Origin of the sequence: Marinobacter sp. M1C, assembly GCF_023314135.1 — a bacterium.
Lineage (GTDB): Bacteria > Pseudomonadota > Gammaproteobacteria > Pseudomonadales > Oleiphilaceae > Marinobacter.
Genome location: NZ_CP092289.1, coordinates 133,922 through 151,721 on the forward strand (window position 1 = coordinate 133,922; position 17,800 = coordinate 151,721).

Below are 17,800 nucleotides of genomic sequence, written 5' to 3' on the forward strand. Positions count from 1 at the left end.
AGGCAAGTCGCCCCAGGGACAGGCGGCCAGAATGGCTCTGCCGACCATGCTTCAGGTGGATCATGCATCAGTGATTATAGTGATAGCGATACTTGGCCCAGGTTGCCGTTGCCTGCAGACCGCTCAGACGAGAAAGAGTCTATGACTATGCAGTTTCTCAATCCCGTTAACACGCAGACTTGGAGCAATGGCCGCCACGTGGTGCGCTGCACCCAGGCGATCCAGGAAACCTGGGATGTGCGCACCTTTTGTTTCGTTGCGGAACAGCCGATCCTGTTCTATTTCAAGCCCGGCCAGTTCGTCACGTTGGAGCTGGAAATCGACGGCGAGCAAATCATGCGCTCCTACAGTATTTCCAGCTCCCCATCGGTGCCTTACAGCTTTTCGATTACGGTAAAGCGCATACCCGGCGGCAAGGTTTCCAACTGGCTCCACGATAACCTCGTTGAAGGTTTCGAGCTTGCGGTGCACGGACCGATTGGCGACTTCAATGCCATCGATTACCCCACCGAGAATATCCTGATGCTCTCCGGTGGTGTTGGCATAACGCCGGTCATGTCGATGGCCCGCTGGTTTTTCGATACCAATGCCAATGTTAACGCCTGCTTTATCCACAGTGCCCGCACCCCCCGGGACGTCATCTTCAGTCGCGAGCTCGACCACATGTGCTCGCGCATCGCCAGCTTCAATGTGCATGTCATCTGCGAGCGGCAGGAGCCCGGCCAACCCTGGGTCGGCTATAGGGGCTATTTGAACCAGCAGATGCTGGAGCTGATCGCGCCGGACTTCATGAATTTTGAGGTGTTTTGCTGCGGCCCGCCCCCTTACATGCGTGCGGTCAGACGGATCCTGGGCGAAGCGGGTTTCGACATGGCTCGTTACCACGAGGAGTCGTTCGGCTCGACACCGGCGGAGGTTGCGGAAGACGTTATCGAGCACGCCGAGGCCGCTGCCGAGGCACTCGACCAGGCTGATCTGGTCGGTGTTACCTTCGCCGACAGCGACAAGCACGTGCGCGTGCCACGGGGCGAGACTGTTCACGCCGCTGCGGCCAAGGTGGGCCTGCACATTCCGAAGGCTTGCGGCATGGGCTTGTGCGGCACCTGCCGGGTTGAGCTGAAAGCCGGCACGGTAGATATGCAGCACAACGGCGGCATTACTGAAGAAGACCAGGAGGCGGGCTTCATCCTTGCCTGTTGCAGTCGGCCATTGAGTGACGTTGTTGTGGGTTACTGAGAATGTCGCAAACAGGATTTGCACTGACGCTGTTAAGCACTTTTTTAGTCGGCCACAGGGCTACCATCGAAACACGGTTTAACGCCTGGCGCCTTCGCCACGCCCTGCACACCAGAAATTTTTGAGGAGATGCTACATGTTCACCCGTGAAGACCGGTTACAGGGGTTTGATGACGTTTTGATGGACGCCATCGATGCGGAGTCCGCACGTCAGGAAGCGCACATCGAGCTGATCGCTTCTGAAAATTACGCCAGCCCGCGGGTGATGCAGGCACAAGGTACTGTGCTGACCAATAAATACGCCGAGGGGTATCCGGGGCGGCGCTATTACGGCGGCTGCGAACATGTCGATACGGTGGAGAGTCTGGCAATCGGGCGCGCCTGCGAACTGTTCGGCGCCCGCTACGCCAACGTGCAGCCCCACTCGGGCGCGCAAGCCAATGCCGCCGTTTTCATGGCGCTGGTGAAACCTGGCGATACCATTCTAGGGATGAGCCTTGCCCATGGCGGCCACCTGACGCACGGCGCGGCGCCGAACTTTTCCGGTAAACACTATAACGCGGTGCAGTACGGGCTTGATCCGGTTACCAGCGAAATCGATTACGAGGAGGTCGAGCGGCTGGCCCACGAGCACAAACCGAAAATGATCATCGCCGGCTTTTCCGCCTATTCGCGGGTGGTCGACTGGGCGCGCTTTCGGTCGATCGCCGATTCGGTTAGCGCCTGGCTGATGGTCGATATGGCTCACGTCGCCGGTTTGGTGGCTGCGGGGCTTTATCCAAGCCCGATCACCCATGCCCATGTTGTGACCACAACGACCCACAAAACCCTGCGCGGTCCGCGTGGCGGGCTCATTCTCAGCGCGGTTGATGACGAAGCGCTGCACAAAAAGCTCAATGGCGCAGTCTTCCCCGGCCAGCAGGGCGGCCCGCTGATGCACGTCATCGCGGCTAAGGCGGCGGCCTTGAAGGAGGCGATGGGTGAAGACTTTGTTCAGTATCAGCGTCAGGTCATAAAAAATGCCCGCGCAATGGCCGCGGTATTTGTCGAGCGTGGCTTCGACGTGGTTTCAGGGGGCACCGACAATCACCTCTTTCTGGTCTCGCTGATTCAGCAGGGCATTACCGGAAAGGATGCCGATGCCCTGCTGGGTCGCAGCCATATCACGGTTAACAAGAACGCGGTGCCCAACGATCCCCAGAGCCCGTTCGTGACCTCCGGGCTCAGGATTGGCACACCGGCGGTAACAACCCGGGGTTTCGTCGAAGCCGAGTGTACGACACTTGCGGTGTGGATCTGTGATCTGCTCGACGCGCTGGCCAGCGGTGGCGATACCGCAGCCATCGAGGCCGCGGTGCGAGAGAAGGTCGCAACGCTATGCCAGCGTTTTCCGGTGTATCAGGCGATCAGCGCGCGACGTCCCGCCGCCACCGCTGCTTGACGCCACACCGCCCGATTTCCCACAGAACAGTCTGACAAGGGGGTTGCTCGCTATGGAACGGTATTCGGTTTTTGGACTCATCAAACACGCCCTGAGTTATCACGAGAACTGGCAAAAAACCTGGCGTAGCCCCACGCCGAAGAAAGAATACGACGTGATCATCATCGGCGGCGGCGGTCACGGCCTCGCCACCGCCTACTACCTTGCCAAACGCTACGGCGTCACCAACGTGGCGGTTATCGAGAAGGGTTGGCTGGGCGGCGGCAATACCGCACGCAACACCACGATCGTGCGCTCAAACTACCTCTGGGACGAGTCGGCAGCGCTGTACGAGCACTCGATGAAGCTGTGGGAAGGGCTGTCGCAGGACCTGAACTACAACGTCATGTTCTCACAGCGCGGTGTGCTCAACCTTGGGCATACCCTGCAGGACATGCGCGACATTCAGCGCAGGGTCAATGCCAACCGTCTTAACGGCATCGATGGCGAAGTGCTCGATGCCCGCCAGGTCGCGGAGCGGGTTCCCATAATGGACTGCTCCGGCAGCACCCGTTACCCGGTGCTGGGCGCCTCGTGGCAGCCGCGGGCAGGCGTGGCCCGCCATGACGCCGTGGCCTGGGGCTATGCCCGCGGCGCGGACCGGCTTGGGGTCGACCTGATCCAGCAGACCGAAGTCACCGGGCTCAATATCCACAATGGCAAGATTATCGGTGTGCATACCAGTCGCGGCGATATCAATGCCAGAACAGTGGGCTGTGTGGTCGCCGGTAACTCCGGCGTGGTCGCTGGCATGGCCGGCATCAAGCTGCCCATCGAGTCGCACCCTCTGCAGGCATTCGTGTCAGAGCCGCTCAAGCCGATTCTCGACACGGTTGTCATGTCTAACCACGTGCACGGGTATATCAGCCAGACGGACAAGGGCGATCTGGTCATTGGCGCCGGCATTGACGGGTACAACGGTTATGGCCAACGCGGCAGTTACCCGACGATTGAACACACCATGCAGGCGATTATTGAACTGTTCCCGATCTTCTCACGGGTGCGCATGAACCGGCAGTGGGGCGGCATTGTCGACACCACGCCAGATGCCTGTCCGATCCTTTCTGCCACACCGGTTGAAGGGCTGTTTTTCAACTGCGGCTGGGGCACTGGTGGCTTCAAGGCCACCCCGGGTTCGGGCGATGTCTTCGCCTGGACTTTGGCGAACGGTCGGCCACATGCCCTGGCGGCGCCGTTTTCAATCGATCGCTTCTACACCGGCTCGCTGATTGACGAGCACGGCGCCGCAGGCGTCGCTCACTAAAGGAGAGCCCGGACCATGTTCTACATTCATTGCCCCTACTGCGCCGAGCGACGGTCTGAGGAAGAGTTTCACTGCGTGGGCCAGGCCCATATCCAGCGCCCGGAGAATCCGGAGGCGGCGTCAGACAGAGAATGGGGCGACTACCTGTTCTTCCGTGACAACCCCAGAGGACTGCATCAGGAAATGTGGGTACATGCGGCAGGCTGTCGCAAGTTCTTCAACGTTGCCCGCAACACCGTCAGCTACGAGATCCTCGAAACGTATCGCATGGGTGAACAAGCCAGCGTCACTGTCGGCACGGCAGCGCACGGTCGTGAAGGGCAGGTTGAGCAGGTACACAAAGTACAGGGGGTCCGTGCATGAATCAGGTCAATCGTCTGGCAAAGGGTGGGCGCATTGATCGTGGTCGTCCACTGACGTTTTCGTTCAACGGTCAGACCTGTCACGGCTACATCGGTGACACGCTGGCTTCCGCGTTGCTCGCCAATGGCGTAAATATCGTCAACCGCAGTTTCAAGTACTCGCGCCCGCGCGGCATTGTCGCCGCCGGCGCCGAAGAGCCCAATGCGATCATGCAATTAGGGGCGACGGAGGCGACGCAGGTTCCCAACGTGCGGGCCACCCAGCAGGCGCTGTTCGATGGGCTGTGTGCTCGCAGCACCAACCCTCACAGCAACTTGCTAAGCACCGTCGGCGAACTGTTCAGCCCGATGATCCCGCCCGGTTTCTACTACAAGACATTCATGGCGCCGGCGTCAATGTGGATGACCTATGAAAAGGTGATCCGCAAGGCGGCTGGTCTGGGGCGCAGCCCACGCGAAATAGACCCGGACCATTATGAACACAGCAAGCAACACTGCGACGTGCTGGTGATCGGCGCTGGTCCTGCTGGGCTGGCCGCTGCCCTCGCGGCCGGCAGGAGCGGCGCGCGCGTCATCTTGTGCGATGAGCAGGAAGAGTTGGGCGGGTCCCTGCTTTGTTCGCGGGAAATGCTTGACGGCAAAGAGGCCTCCGTATGGGTAGCCGCCGTGGTGGCCGAACTGGCAGGCATGGACAACGTTCTCCCGTTGCCGCGTACCACGGCCAACGGCTTGCACGACCATCAGTTCGTAACACTGTACGAACGCCGCACAGAACACCTTGGTGATCGCGCACCGGAGGTCAACGGCCACCGGCTGGCGCGCGCCTGTATGTATCACGTTCGTGCAGCGCAAATTGTTCTTGCTACAGGCGCTCACCAAAGGCCGCTGGTTTACGCGAAGAACGATGTGCCGGGCAACCTGCTGGCTGGCGCCGTATCCACCTACATTCGCAGATACGGCGTTGTACCAGGCAAGCGCCTTGTTGTCTCGACCTGCCACGACGACGGCTACCGCGCCGCACTCGACTGGGCGGAAGCTGGCCATGAGGTTGTCGCCATCGTTGATGCCCGGGACCGTGCCGATGGCCACTGGAGTGAAATGGCGCGTGCGCAAGGGCTGAACATCATCATGGGCAGCGCTGTTATCGAGGCGAAAGGCAAAAACCGGGTGACCGGTGCGCGAATTGCCAGCATCGACGTCGCCCGCTTTCAGACGACGGGTGCGGTCAGAGAATTGAGTTGCGACACCATTGCCAGCTCTGGTGGCTACAGCCCAGTGGTGCACCTGTCCTCGCACACCAACTCGCGGCCGGTCTGGCGTGAAGACATTCTTGGTTTCGTGCCGGCAGAACTGCCTGGCTTGACGCCCGTCGGTGGTGCCTGCGGCGTGTACGCGCTCGGCGATGTGCTCAAGGGCGGCGCCGAAGCAGGTGCCGAGGCCGCAATTGGGTGTGGTGACACGTCGGCGGCAATCGACCTGCCCGACGTCGAACGCCTTGAGACCGGCGAAGCTCTGGGTCTGTATCAAGTACCTCATGAGAAGCCGACTTTGCGTGCGCCCAAGCAGTTCGTCGATCTGCAGAACGACGTGACCGCAGCGGCCATAGAGCTTGCTACCCGTGAAGGGTTCGAAGCCATCGAGCACGTCAAGCGCTACACCGCGCTGGGGTTCGGCACCGATCAGGGCAAACTGGGTAATATCAACGGCATGGCAATCGCCGCCCGCTGCCTCAATCAGACCATAGCTGACACCGGCACCACGATATTCCGCCCTAACTACACTCCGGTGAGCTTTGGTGCAATCGCCGGGCGCCATCGCCGCGACCTGTTCGACCCCGAGCGCTACACCGCATTGCACGAGTGGCACCTTGCGCGTGGTGCAAAGTTTGAAGATGTCGGCCAGTGGAAGCGGCCCTGGTACTTCCCCATTAATAATGAAGAGACGATGCACGATGCAGTCGTGCGCGAGTGTCGTGCCGTGCGCGAGAAGGTGGGTATGCTTGATGCTTCTACCCTGGGCAAGATCGATATTCAGGGCAAGGACGTTCGCGAGTTCCTTGGTCGGATCTACACCAACGGCTGGGAAAAACTTGCGGTCGGCAAGGCGCGCTACGGCCTGATGTGTAAGGACGACGGTATGGTGATGGATGACGGGGTAACCACCTGCCTTGCCGACAACCACTTTTTGATGACTACAACCACTGGAGGCGCTGCTCGGGTTCTGGAGTGGCTTGAGCTGTGGCATCAGACCGAGTGGCCCGAACTCGATGTCAGCTTCACCTCGGTTACCGATCACTGGGCAACCATGGTCATCACCGGGCCAGAAGCACGCCGCCTGCTTGAAGAAGTTACTGACATTGACCTTGATCGTGACAGCTTTAAGTTCTTGGACTGGCGCGAGGGTATGGTGGCCGGCGTACCGGCACGGGTGTATCGGATTTCTTTCACCGGAGAGCTCAGTTATGAGGTCAACGTGCAGGCTCACTATGCCATGCATGTTTGCAAGACCCTGTTCCAGTATGGCGACAAGTACGGCCTGACGCCGTACGGCACCGAAACCATGCACGTGCTGCGGGCCGAAAAGGGGTTCATTATCGTTGGCCAGGAAACCGATGGTTCGATAACGCCCGAGGATCTTGGAATGCAGTGGTGCGTTGGCTACAACAAGCCGTTTTCCTGGATCGGCAAGCGCTCGCTCACACGGCCGGATACCTGTCGCGAGGATCGCAAACAAATGGTCGGGCTCAAACCCGTGGATGGGACGGTCGTGCTTCAGGAAGGAGCGCAGATCGTTTTCGATCCGCAGCAGCCAATACCCATGACCATGGTCGGACATGTGACATCGAGCTACTACAGCCCGACGCTGAGCCATGGTTTCGCGCTGGCGTTAGTCAAGGGCGGTCAGAAGCTCATCGGCGAGCGGGTCTATTGTCCGATGACCGGTGGCGTTACCCATGCCGCAGAAATCGTCAGTCCGATCTTCTATGACCCCAAGGGGGAGCGCCAGAATGTCTAAGGTCGCCATTTTTGAACAACGTGCGCCGGACACGATCGCGGCCGAATCGCCGCTGCATTATTCGCTTCACCGGCATGCTGTCTCTGCTCATAAAGAAGGGGCTAGCGTAGTCATGGCTGAACGTGCCTTTCTGGGCCACCTGATTGTGCGGGGCACTGCGGACGTGTTGCGTGCGGCGGTAAAAGAAATGGTCGGTATTGCCTTGCCCGAAACCGCCTGCGGCCTGAACGTTGACGGGGAAAAAAGCATCCAGTGGCTGTCACCGGACGAGTGGCTGGTGATTTTGCCGCCGGGTGAGGAATTTGCCACCGAGAAGGCGTTGCGCGAGGCACTGGGGGAAGCCACCTATGCAATCGTTAACGTCAGCGGCGGTCAGACAGTGCTGGCACTGTCGGGACCCAGCGCGCACGAGGTGCTGATGAAGTCGACACCCTGTGACGTGCATCCGCACGCATTCCCCGTTGGCAGAGGAGTGTCGACGGTGTTCGCCAAGACCACAGTGCTGCTTCGCCGTCCTGATGCAGAGCACTGGGAGCTGGTGATCCGGCGCAGTTTCGCCGATTACCTGTATCGCTGGTTGCTGGACGCAGGCGAAGAGTATGGGATCACCACAAAACACGCTGAAAATGAGGATAATATCAATGAGTGACAATCGCGGTGTTGTTTATATAGGCCCGGGCAAAGTTGAAGTCCAGTCCATTCCGTTTCCGAAACTGGAGAACCCGCAGGGCCGCAGGATCGGCCACGGCGTACTGCTCAAGGTGATCACGACCAACATCTGTGGTTCGGACCAGCATATGGTCCGCGGCCGCACGTCGGCGCTTGCAGGGCTGGTGCTGGGTCACGAGATTACCGGCGAAGTGATTGAGATCGGCTCTGATGTCGAGAACTTCAAGGTTGGCGATCTGGCGTCGGTGCCGTTCAACGTAGCTTGCGGGCGCTGCCGTACCTGCAAGGAGCAGGACACCGGCGTCTGCCTCACCGTCAACCCGTCGCGCGCTGGCGGCGCGTACGGTTACGTGGATATGGGAGGCTGGGTCGGTGGTCAGGCCGATTATGTGATGGTGCCCTATGCCGACTTCAATCTGCTGAAACTGCCGCACCGCGATCTTTCAATGGAAAAGATCCGTGACCTCACCTGTCTATCCGATATTCTGCCAACAGGCTATCACGGCGCGGTAACAGCAGGCGTCGGTCCAGGTAGTACGGTATATATCGCCGGTGCAGGACCGGTCGGGCTCGCCGCGGCAGCCTCGTCGCGCTTGCTGGGCGCGGCGGTAGTCATCGTCGGCGACGTCAATCCGACCCGCCTGACCCATGCGAAATCTCAGGGGTTCGAGGTGGTGGACCTGTCGCAGGACGCTTCTCTGGGCGATCAGATCGCCGAACTGCTTGGCATACCCGAGGTGGATTGTGCGGTAGACGCCGTAGGGTTCGAGGCTCGCGGTCATGGGCATGAGGGCGCCCAGGAAGAGGCCCCGGCGATTGTGCTCAATTCGCTGATGGAGATTACCCGTGCTGCAGGCAAGCTGGGTATTCCCGGCCTGTATGTCACCGAGGATCCGGGCTCTGCAGATACAGCCGCCCAGAAGGGTAACCTGAGCCTGCGTTTTGGCCTTGGCTGGGCAAAGTCCCATAGCTTCCACACCGGCCAGACACCGGTGATGAAGTACAACCGCCAGTTGATGCAGGCCATCATGTGGGATCGTATCAAGATAGCGGATGTCGTCGGGGTCGAGGTTATCTCGCTGAACGATGCGCCGCTCGGTTACGGCGAGTTTGATGCGGGCGTGCCCAAAAAATTCGTCATCGATCCGCACAACTCGCTTAAGCGGGCATAGCCGAGAATACAGACATTAGCGATGTCAAATTGCTAGGATATGCAACAAGGGGCCAGTTTAGCGCGCCACCCTGGGTGCGCCGCGACGGCTGGAAGCCCTGGTATTAACCAGCAGGGAGGAATTGTCTGATGACGAGCACCAATGAGCGCCAGGATAAAGACACGCTACATGCGGCTATTCCTGCCCAGGGGCCGATTCAGACGCTCGGTTTCCTCCTGCTGGACAACTTCACCCTTATTTCGATGGCGGCCGCCATCGAGCCGCTGCGAATGGCCAACCAGCTGGCCGGTCGTACACTTTATAACTGGGTGACCTTAAGCCTGGACGGAACACCCGTGCGAGCCAGCGACGGCGTGCTGGTCACGCCGGATACTGCAACGTCCGCAGCGCCGCCGATAGACACAGTCATCGTTTGTGGCGGCGTGGGCGTCGAGCGCAGCGCCTCCCGCGAACATCTCGCTTGGTTGAAGGCTCAGGCACGACTCTCGCGCAGGCTCGGCGCGGTTTGTACGGGCAGCTGGGCGCTGGCCAGGGCCGGACTGCTGGATGGCTACGAGGTCAGCGTGCATTGGGAATACATGGTCATGATGAAAGAGACTTTTCATCGCGTCACCCTGACCGATCGGCTTTTCTGCATTGACCGGGATCGGTCAACGGCGTCCGGTGGCACCGCGCCGCTGGATATGATGCTCAGTCTGATCGCCCGCGATCATTCCAGAGCGCTCTCTTGCGCTATCTCTGAAATGTTCATTTATGACCTGGTGCGTAACGAGCAAGACCTGCAGCGGGTGCCGCTGAAACACTGGTTTGGCAGTACCCAACCCAAACTACTGGAAATCGTTGCCCTGATGGAGGCCAATCTCGAAGAGCCCATTTGTCTGGATGAGCTTGCAGTCTTCGTGTTGATGTCGCGGCGCCAGCTCGAACGGCTGTTTCAAAAGCATCTGCTCTGCTCGCCCTCACGGTACTACATCAAACTGCGCCTGACCCGTGCACGCCAGCTGCTCAAGCAAAGCCCGCTGTCGATCGTCGAAGTCGCCTCCGCATGCGGCTTCGTCTCCACCTCGCATTTTTCCAGGTGTTACCGTGAGTATTTCGGTATTCCGCCACGCAGTGAGAGAATTAACGGGGTGTCCTGCCCGTCCGGTGCACGGGCTGGAGGCGCGGCAACCGCCTTGATAGATGCTCAGGGCGAGCCGACCTACGGTAGCGTTCAGACATAACACTGATAGAAAATGACGCTTTTGGAAGCCAGCCAGTCGTATCCAAGCGGCTCTGGGCCAAAACGGCAGCGTATGCTTCATTCTCGTCAGGGATCTGACATCAGGAAACCGCATTCACCCGAGGTGATCCATGTCCATCAGTGTCTTCGACCTGTTCAAAATCGGGATCGGACCCTCCAGCTCGCATACCGTCGGCCCCATGCGTGCCGCCTATGATTTTGTCCAGGCGCTTCGCCACCAGGGAATGCTGGAGCAGGTAAGGCGCATAGAGATTCACTTGTTTGGTTCGCTGTCGGCTACCGGCGTGGGCCACGGGACGGATCGTGCCGCCATTATGGGGCTAATGGGGGAACAACCGCAGACCATTGATCCGGTCGTTATCGGCCCGGCTATGGAGGCGCTTCAAGAGACCCAGACCCTGCTGCTCGATGCCCGGTTTCCGATTAATTTCAACGCAAACCGCGACATGCAATGGCATTCAGAGAATCTTTTGCATCATCCGAATGCGATGCGGGTGATCGCCCATACAAATAGCGACGAGCTTTATCGCAACACCTACTACTCAGTCGGCGGCGGCTTCGTGATCGATGAGGCCCAGGCCGCGCAGGGTGATTTCGACACCGACACGACGCCCCTGCCCTACGAGTTCAATACGGCGGCTGAACTGCTTGCCCTGTGCAAGACGCACGGCCTGAGTATTTCCGGGGTGATGCTGGAAAACGAAAAAGCGTGGCGCGACGAGGCCACTATTCGTGCCCAGCTGATAGGGCTCTGGGAGGCCATGCAGGCCTGCGTGCAAAACGGCTTGCGCAATGAGGGCATGATCCCCGGCGGACTATTCGTGAGGCGCCGGGCAGCGGCCTGGCATGCACGCTTGCTGGCCAAGAAAAACAACGGCAGCTTGATTGCCTCCACCTCATCCGCGATGGACTGGCTCAATCTCTTTGCCCTGGCTGTCAACGAAGAGAATGCCGCCGGCGGGCGGATGGTGACGGCGCCGACGAACGGCGCAGCTGGCATCATTCCGGCGGTGTTACATTACTACATGCAGTTTCAGCCTGATGCGAACGATCGCGATGTGGTCAATTATCTGCTCACCGCCGCCGCCGTCGGTATTCTATGCAAGAAAAACGCTTCAATCTCAGGCGCAGAAGTGGGGTGTCAGGGCGAGGTCGGATCGGCCTGCGCGATGGCCGCCGCCGGGCTTGCAGAGATCCTGGGCGGAACCCCGGCGCAGGTTGAGAATGCGGCGGAAATCGGTCTGGAGCACAACCTTGGTTTGACCTGCGACCCCATCGGCGGTCTGGTCCAGGTGCCCTGCATCGAGCGCAATGCCATCGCCTCGGTCAAGGCGGTCAATGCAGCGCACATGGCGCTGGCGGGCGACGGTGAGCACATCGTTTCGCTTGACAAGGTTATTCGAACGATGCGCGACACCGGGCGCGACATGCATGACAAATACAAGGAAACCTCGCGGGGCGGCCTGGCGGTCAATATCGTCGAGTGCTGACGCTTTGCAATCCCATCCATCTAACCATCAACGAACGACACGGTATGCGTTCAGAACGCGCTGCCCGGGAGGACAAAATGCCCCTGAATGACGCGCGCTACATTTTAACCGCCACCGGGCCAAGCGCTCAGGGCCAGGTGGCCGGTATAACCGCCTTCATCAACAACCTGGATGGTTACGTCGAAGAGTTCAATCAGTTTGACGATGTGGAAGAGGAGAACTTCTTTGCGCGCGCCTGTTTTCGTATCAAGGCCGCAGCGAATCCCGGCTATGCTGCGCTGATTGAGGCGTTCACGAAGACCGCTACCCGGTTTTTCATGGAATGGAGTATCACCGACGCCGACCATCGGCCCAGAGTGCTGATATTTGGATCCCGACTGGACCATTGTGTGCGCGACATTCTCTACCGCTGGCGGTCTGGCGAGCTCAACATGGAAGTCATGGGCCTCATCTCGAATCACGAAAACCTGGCGCCCATAGCGGCGGAACACGGTATTCCCTACTTTTTCCTGCCGGTTACGGACGCGTCCCGCAGTCAGCAAGAAGCGCGGCTGATGGAAATAGTCCATGAAACCGAAAGCGAACTCATGATTCTGGCCAGGTACATGCAGGTGCTGTCAGACTCGCTGTGCGAGCAATTAGTAGGGCGGGCCATCAATATCCACCACTCTTTCCTGCCTGGTTTCAAGGGCGCGCGGCCTTATCACCAGGCGTACAAAAGAGGGGTAAAGGTGATTGGCGCGACGGCCCATTATATTACGACGGACCTAGATGAAGGCCCGATCATCGATCAGATAGTAGAACGCGTCGACCACAGCCTCACGCCCGTCAAACTGGAATCCCTCGGGCGCAACTGTGAATGCGTTGCGCTGCACCGTGCGGTAAAGCTGCACATTGAGCGGCGCGTATTCCTTAACGGGATGCGGACGGTCATATTTGTCTAGGAGGCTGACGCGAAAACGTTAACGGTTAAGTCGTTGCCAGGTGTGCGATAAAATCAGGGCGTCGTTTTCGGCCCGGTGCACCGGTAAACCCAGTTCGCTGATGACGTGTTGGCGGGCATCAGGCCATAGCTTAACCTGCCGGCTGTTGAGTAGCACCGACACCGATTCCAGCTGAAATTCCGGTTCTATGGCGGCCGCGCGAAATAACCGATGCAGCCAGAAGCTGTCGAAAGTGAAGGCATCACAGAACACCTGTTCCGGCAGCAGGCGATTTAGGGCACGCGCTACGGTTGCCACATCTTCGCCGTTCTGGGTCAGTTCATCGCGTTCAATGCCGTGAATCTGCTCTGCGCTTTCTGACCAGTCCAGCCAGGTCTCACAGGGCTTTATTAGCCAGCTATGCAGGTATTTACCATTCAGGCACAGGCCAGCCTCAATAGGATAGCTTGCGATAAGATCTAGACTGGATGCTTCGAAATCGATAAAGGCTGGAATCTGGTTACTTATAACGTCACCTGTTATAGCTGGAATGCATTTGTAAATGAGTTTACCTTGCCGCCAGTGCATGTGCGAACCCAACCTGCCGGCACGCTGTTACAATAAAGCCTATGAAAGCACATCGACCGCCCACCTAACGGACGCCTGAATGACTGACACCGTGGTTGTAATTTATTCCGGAGGCATGGATTCCTTCACCTTATTGCACAAGGCACGTGCTGACGGCTTGAACGTTCATGCCATATCTTTCAACTACGGCCAGCGCCATGTGCGCGAACTGGACTGTGCCCAAGAGGTTTGCCATCGACTTGCTGTACCACACAAAGTGATTGATATTCGCGCCATGAGCGACGTAATGGCAGGCTCTGCGTTAACGTCTGAAACCATTGACGTGCCTGAGGGGGATTACCAGGAAGGTTCTATGAAATCTACCGTGGTGCCCAATCGCAATATGATCTTGCTGGCACTGGCCACCGGCTATGCCGTCACTGTAGAAGCCAGCGCCGTATGGTTCGGCGCTCACGGCGGCGACCACGCGATTTACCCGGATTGCCGTCCTGAGTTTGTGGAAAAAATGGACGCAGTGTGTAAAGTTGCAAACTACCAGCCGGTCGCGGTGGAAGCTCCGTTCATGAACTTCACCAAAGGCGACATTCTGGCCCTCGGTTTACAGTTGAAACTGGATTACAGCCATACCTGGACCTGTTACAACGGCCGTAGCAAAGCCTGTGGCCGTTGCAGTTCCTGTGTGGAACGCTTGCAGGCGTTTGCCGAACATCAGCAACAGGACCCTGTTGCCTACGAGGCCCACCACTGATGTACCGGGTAAAAGAAGCGTTTTATACCCTGCAGGGCGAAGGTGCCCAGGCCGGTCGCGCAGCGGTTTTCTGCCGTTTCAGCAAATGCAATTTGTGGACGGGCCGGGAAAAAGACCGTGCCACCGCAGTGTGTGACTTTTGCGACACCGACTTTGTGGGTACCGACGGCCAGAATGGCGGTGTTTTTGCTACGCCTGAGGCTTTGGCAGCGCATGTTGCGGGGTTGTGGCCTGTAGCACCTGGCAAACCCTATGTGGTGTGCACGGGCGGCGAGCCGCTGCTGCAGCTAGACTCTTCATTGATTAGTGCCCTGCACCAGGCCGGATTTGAAATTGGCGTTGAAACCAATGGTACCCTGCCGGCGCCTGCCGGCATCGACTGGCTCTGCGTGAGCCCGAAGGCCGATGCGCCAGTGGTCATTGAACGCTGCAACGAACTTAAGCTGGTGTACCCACAGCCAAAAGCCCTGCCCGAGCGCTTTTTGCACATACAGGCTGATCATTTCTTTTTGTCGCCCATGGCCTCGCCGTCAGTGCCGGAAACCAGCACGGATGTGATCAAGCTGAGTAATACGCGTAAAGCGACGGATTACTGTCTGGCGAATCCACGCTGGCGCCTGACGTTGCAAATGCACAAAATTATCGGTATTGATTGAGCGCGGGCTTTACAGCTTTATATCGGTAATCAATGGGTTGTGGTCAGAAGAGCGCCAAGACTGCGGGCTTGAATGGCTGCGGTAATCCGCCATTCGAGGCTGATCTGCGTTGATATTCCACACCCTTGCCGACAGCACCCGCGGCTTTAACGCCGTGGATGCCAAGGCGTGATCCAGTGACCCCCGAGCCCCTTTAAAACGATAGCTGTAGTGTTCACAGCGCGCCGGCGTGCACGGGTGGAAGTGCGCGACCATACTGGTGTAGCCGGCGCGGGCCAGTTCGCTGATGGGCTGCTCTTTGCTGTAGCTGTTGAAATCGCCGGTGATCAGGGTGCCTGCCAAGGCGTTTCTTTTGTCTAGCTGCCCCAGTTGATCCAGCTGCTTGTGCAGTGTTTTTGCCTGTTTTACTCTCACCGCGTTGTAGCAACCCTGGCCATCGCTCTGTTGTGCGTTTTCACCACGGGCGTTGCGGCAAGATTTTGATTTCAGATGCACGCTCACCAGTCTGAGCGGCAGGCCGCCGCTCTTCAGGGCAAAGCGTTGGGTTAACGCGGGGCGGCCGCCGTCGCCCGACAGATACTGCGCTGGCCCAAGCGCGTTTACCCGATCTTCGCGGTACAGCAAGCCGTTGCGGATGGCGTCTTTTTGCATGGCCGAGTTAACCGGCACTACAAAGCGCCAGTGTGGCCCAAGACTGGCGGCTAACTGGGCGATGGCGCTGTTGTTGCCATAGCCATCGTTTTCCAGTTCAGACAGCGCGAGCAAATCGGCACCAGCCTGATTCAGGCCCGAGCTTAAACGCTGCAGCTGGCGCTGGTACTGGGCCTGTGTTTCTGCCCCGCGGCTGGTTGGAAAACCTTGGCCGCGGCCATCACCGTTGAACAGGTTATTCAGATTCAGAGTCATAACCCGCAGATTCGAGCCGGTTGGCCTTGTCGGCGCCGGGTCAGGTAACGGAGGCGGTTTCAGGCTGGGTATCTGGTCAGGCTGTAAGCGCCAGGCGCCGTAGCGATAATCCAATACGCCAGTCAGGCCGCGAACCTGGGTGCCGGCGACCAGACTGGAAACAGCCGAACCCGGCTGAGCGGCGTTGTAGGCTGGCAGCCAGTTCAGTGAAGGCGGGTTGCGGCGGGCGTGGCCATCATCCAGTATCAGGGTGTTCAGGGAGGCCAGGTCTGCGTGGTGCAGGGCGGCTGCTCCCGGGGCCATGAACTCGGTGGATATCAAGGGGTCTTTGGCTGCCAACGATACGTCACCAAAGCGCGTTAGCTGATAGCTGTCGGTAATCTTGAGTGGGTCGTTAATGCGGACGCGCATGTTTTCCAGGCTTTCAGGCGTTCTTGTCCAAGGCAAAGACATTTCCACCGGGGCTGGCAGTGCGTGGGTGCCGCACACCTTTAAATCACTCACTGCAACCAGCTCTGTCAGCCCATAGTGTTCTTTGACTTTGCCGGTGACGCGCAGACGTTGGCCAGAACGGCCCCCTTTATGACGGGTATAAACAAACAGTGCGGAAGAGCGAGTAGAGGCAGCAGGCGTATTCGCCTGCTGCAGGTAAAACCCGGAAAAGCCGCCGGTCTGGCGTGAGTCTTGGGTTAATACGCCTTCAACGGTAACGGTTTGACCCACCAGCGCCGAGGTGTCTGTATTACCTTGAACCTCAGTAATGACTGTTGCAGATTGTCCACAGGTATTTGCTGCTGCCAGCGCTGGGAATACCAGCACTGAACAGCAGAATAGTCGGATAAAAATCGACTCAGGACGTGTGATCACACGCGGAACTTATGGCACAGTCGAGCACTTAACTTAACCTTAACCACAGGCGGCGATGGTTTTAAGTGCCTGCTCGCGTTTACTGCCAAAGCCCAGACTGTCCGGGTTGATAAGTTCCAGCTGCTGCACCAGTGGGTCAGGATGCTGGGTGTTTATGGTAATGCCTAGCTGCGCCAGAATATAGGGCGCCAGTGCAGCGCGGCTGGTTACCGTTAATTTGCCGTGTTGCATGTCGTAATCGTTGGCAATAATAAGCTGCTGAGGCTGTGACAGGCGCTGGTCTGGCGCCACTTCCAATGTAAGCTGACGATTCCAGTCGTTGTCTTGGGAAATACTGTGGCGAACTTTCTGGCGCAGCAGTTCAGGAACGCTGCGTAGACGGCTGATGGCAAAGTCGCGGAATTCGCGATTGGCATCACACCAGGCACGAACGTGCCATTGATTGCCTGCGCAGACCATTGTATGCGGTTCCAATACGCTGTGAACAGCCTCCGGGCGGCTGAGAGATACGTAGCTGGCTCGGAGTTGTCGGCCGCCGCGAATAGCGCTGACCACGGCGCGCATGGTGGCTGGATCAATCACCCGTCCGGGGCTTGAAACCGAATGGCTGCCGGGTAGCCGCACCTCCAGTGAGGCAAACACACTGCTGAGCTGTTGTTGGCTGGCCACCAGATCCTGGTATTCGCTGATTTCGCCGCGAGTAACCACCGGCTTGAAATTGCTGGCTGGCACGTAGCCCTTCAAGTGACGGTCGTATTCCAAATTACCAGGCGCCAGTTCACGCAGATAGGTGTTAATGTCTTTGGATGCTTGTTGGCGGCCAATACCGAAACTATAACAAATGTGGTTGGTTGTCAGTCGACCTTCCCACAATGCAACGGCCTCAATCAGGCGATATCGAACCAACAAATCCCAACGGATGGGCCATTCTGTTTTTTTCATAACGATGAACTCATCAATTGTACGTGAGTTGATTATGGTACATTTTCACAAACCTGGGATCTGTTACGGCGCATTAATGTAAAAAATAGTAAAATTTCCTGTTCGCACTGGCCAGAACACTCAGTAGCAGCGGCAAGTGCCTAGTGCATTAGCGATGTGTCAGCTGGTTTAATGGCGGTGCTCGAAAAGTACTGCAGTTTGACCGGAAAATACCTGTTTCTGCGATCAACGCCATCACA

15 protein-coding genes are annotated in these 17,800 nt (G+C 58.3%); 12 read left to right on the forward strand and 3 right to left on the reverse strand.

All coding sequences use genetic code 11. The features are described from left to right. Positions 1 to 141 precede the first annotated feature (141 nt). The 10 genes from MIH19_RS00540 (at position 142) to MIH19_RS00585 (ending at position 12,875) form a co-directional block, all read left to right on the forward strand. Complete coding sequence (locus tag MIH19_RS00540) at positions 142 to 1,236, forward strand: hybrid-cluster NAD(P)-dependent oxidoreductase (protein WP_249009075.1); 1,095 nt, start codon at positions 142 to 144, stop codon at positions 1,234 to 1,236. Positions 1,237 to 1,372: 136 nt separating this feature from the next. Continuing rightward, positions 1,373 to 2,677: a serine hydroxymethyltransferase gene (gene glyA / locus MIH19_RS00545; RefSeq protein ID WP_249007053.1), complete on the forward strand. Its 1,305-nt coding sequence runs from the start codon at positions 1,373 to 1,375 to the stop codon at positions 2,675 to 2,677. Between the two features lie 52 nt (positions 2,678 to 2,729). Continuing rightward, on the forward strand, positions 2,730 to 3,980 hold the full coding sequence (locus tag MIH19_RS00550; protein ID WP_249007054.1) for a sarcosine oxidase subunit beta family protein: 1,251 nt from the start codon (positions 2,730 to 2,732) through the stop codon (positions 3,978 to 3,980). A gap of 15 nt (positions 3,981 to 3,995) precedes the next feature. Further along, positions 3,996 to 4,343: a sarcosine oxidase subunit delta gene (locus MIH19_RS00555; RefSeq protein WP_249007055.1), complete on the forward strand. Its 348-nt coding sequence runs from the start codon at positions 3,996 to 3,998 to the stop codon at positions 4,341 to 4,343. After that, on the forward strand, positions 4,340 to 7,357 hold the full coding sequence (locus tag MIH19_RS00560) for a sarcosine oxidase subunit alpha family protein (RefSeq protein ID WP_249007056.1): 3,018 nt from the start codon (positions 4,340 to 4,342) through the stop codon (positions 7,355 to 7,357). Before MIH19_RS00555 ends, MIH19_RS00560 begins: the two co-directional genes overlap by 4 nt. After that, positions 7,350 to 8,006 carry a sarcosine oxidase subunit gamma family protein gene (gene soxG, locus MIH19_RS00565; RefSeq protein WP_249007057.1) on the forward strand — a complete coding sequence of 219 codons (657 nt, stop codon included), beginning with the start codon at positions 7,350 to 7,352 and terminating at the stop codon, positions 8,004 to 8,006. The genes MIH19_RS00560 and soxG overlap by 8 nt, the downstream gene beginning before the upstream one ends. Next, positions 7,999 to 9,198 (forward strand): formaldehyde dehydrogenase, glutathione-independent, encoded by a 1,200-nt coding sequence (fdhA, locus tag MIH19_RS00570; protein WP_249007058.1) that lies wholly within the window; start codon positions 7,999 to 8,001, stop codon positions 9,196 to 9,198. Before soxG ends, fdhA begins: the two co-directional genes overlap by 8 nt. Positions 9,199 to 9,326: 128 nt before the next feature. After that, positions 9,327 to 10,421, forward strand: a complete 1,095-nt coding sequence (locus tag MIH19_RS00575) for a GlxA family transcriptional regulator (protein WP_249007059.1) — start codon at positions 9,327 to 9,329, stop codon at positions 10,419 to 10,421. A gap of 130 nt (positions 10,422 to 10,551) precedes the next feature. Next, positions 10,552 to 11,931 carry an L-serine ammonia-lyase gene (locus tag MIH19_RS00580; protein WP_249007060.1) on the forward strand — a complete coding sequence of 460 codons (1,380 nt, stop codon included), beginning with the start codon at positions 10,552 to 10,554 and terminating at the stop codon, positions 11,929 to 11,931. A 77-nt stretch (positions 11,932 to 12,008) separates the two neighbouring features. Then, positions 12,009 to 12,875, forward strand: a complete 867-nt coding sequence (locus MIH19_RS00585; protein ID WP_249007061.1) for a formyltetrahydrofolate deformylase — start codon at positions 12,009 to 12,011, stop codon at positions 12,873 to 12,875. A gap of 18 nt (positions 12,876 to 12,893) precedes the next feature. Here MIH19_RS00585 and MIH19_RS00590 read toward each other — a convergent pair whose 3' ends face one another. Beyond that, a complete protein-coding gene (locus MIH19_RS00590; RefSeq protein WP_249007062.1) occupies positions 12,894 to 13,442 on the reverse strand; it encodes a hypothetical protein in 549 nt (182 codons plus the stop codon). Between the two features lie 79 nt (positions 13,443 to 13,521). Between MIH19_RS00590 and queC the strand changes: the two genes are divergently transcribed. Both queC and queE read left to right on the forward strand, forming a co-directional pair. Beyond that, positions 13,522 to 14,190, forward strand: a complete 669-nt coding sequence (queC, locus tag MIH19_RS00595; RefSeq protein WP_249007063.1) for a 7-cyano-7-deazaguanine synthase QueC — start codon at positions 13,522 to 13,524, stop codon at positions 14,188 to 14,190. Beyond that, positions 14,190 to 14,846: a 7-carboxy-7-deazaguanine synthase gene (gene queE / locus MIH19_RS00600; RefSeq protein WP_249007064.1), complete on the forward strand. Its 657-nt coding sequence runs from the start codon at positions 14,190 to 14,192 to the stop codon at positions 14,844 to 14,846. The genes queC and queE overlap by 1 nt, the downstream gene beginning before the upstream one ends. A 9-nt stretch (positions 14,847 to 14,855) precedes the next feature. Here the strand turns inward: queE and MIH19_RS00605 are convergent, their stop codons facing one another. After that, complete coding sequence (locus MIH19_RS00605; protein ID WP_249018613.1) at positions 14,856 to 16,619, reverse strand: ExeM/NucH family extracellular endonuclease; 1,764 nt, start codon at positions 16,617 to 16,619, stop codon at positions 14,856 to 14,858. Between the two features lie 39 nt (positions 16,620 to 16,658). Next, positions 16,659 to 17,561, reverse strand: coding sequence for a WYL domain-containing protein (locus tag MIH19_RS00610; RefSeq protein WP_249007066.1), 903 nt, complete (start codon positions 17,559 to 17,561; stop codon positions 16,659 to 16,661). Positions 17,562 to 17,800: the final 239 nt, after the last annotated feature.